Origin of the sequence: Jiangella rhizosphaerae (genome assembly GCF_003579925.1) — a bacterium.
In the GTDB taxonomy this organism is placed as follows: domain Bacteria; phylum Actinomycetota; class Actinomycetes; order Jiangellales; family Jiangellaceae; genus Jiangella; species Jiangella rhizosphaerae.
Genome location: NZ_QUAL01000215.1, coordinates 1 through 916, shown reverse-complemented (window position 1 = coordinate 916; position 916 = coordinate 1). Strand labels below are relative to the sequence as shown.

At 78.4% G+C, this 916-nt stretch carries 1 pseudogene; it reads right to left on the bottom strand.

From position 1 onward, the window contains the following. Nucleotides 1-855 (bottom strand): annotated as a pseudogene (locus DY240_RS22520) (hypothetical protein); the annotation flags it as partial. Nucleotides 856-916 lie beyond the last annotated feature (61 nt).

Genomic DNA, 916 nt, shown 5'->3' with positions numbered 1-916 from the left:
GATCGCCGCCGCCAGCCGGTCGGCGCCGTCCGTGGCGCGGGCGGCCAGCTCGGCGTCGTCCGGCCCGCCGAGCAACGGCAGCAGGTCGCGGCCGGCCCGCAGGCCGAGCAGCAGCGGCGCCGCCGAGCCGAGCGTCGCCTCGTCGAGGTCCATCTCCCAGAAGTCCTGCGACGCCCGCGGCAGCCCGGTCGACGGATCGAGCGCGGCCAGCGCGGCAGCGACGGCGGCCCGGACCATCGGCGCCAGCTGGCCGGCGCCGCCACCGGTCGCGCCCGCCCAGAGCCACGTCGCCCAGAGCGTCCAGCCGATCCCGTCCAGTTGCAGGCCGCGGTCGTCCGGCACGTCGCGCGAGCCGTCGGGGAGGTAGCGCGCCTGCCAGGTGCCGTCCTGCTCCTGCATGGCGGCCACGTACGCCAGCTGCGCGAACGCCGGCTCCGGCCGGCCGCACACCGTCAGCGCGGCGGCCATGTACCCGGCGTCGCGCGGCCACACGTAGCGCCAGTACGGGCTGCCGGCCGCCACGGCGGCGCCGTTCGGGAACGTCAGCACGCCGATGTCGGCCAGCGCCTCCTCGGCCATCTCCTGGTACGGCGTGCCCCGGCCCGGCAGCTCGGTGGCGGCCAGCAGCTCGCGCGCGGCGGCGACGTCGTCGTCGGTGGGCACGGCCGCACCGGGCAGGGCACCGGACCCGGGGTCGAGGTAGCCGGTGCCGGGCAGCCGCCGCCGGGCGCTGTGCGGCGGGACGACCAGCGGCGCGCCGTCGGTGCCGATGACCACGCCGTCGGAGTAGAGCCGGGTCTCCGGCGACCGTGCCGTGCCCCGGGTGCCGAGCTCGCTCGAGGTGTCGGGCTGCATCGGCACACCTTAAGAAGAACGCGCCGCGGCCCGGGGCGGGACACCCCGGGCCGCGGCAGGT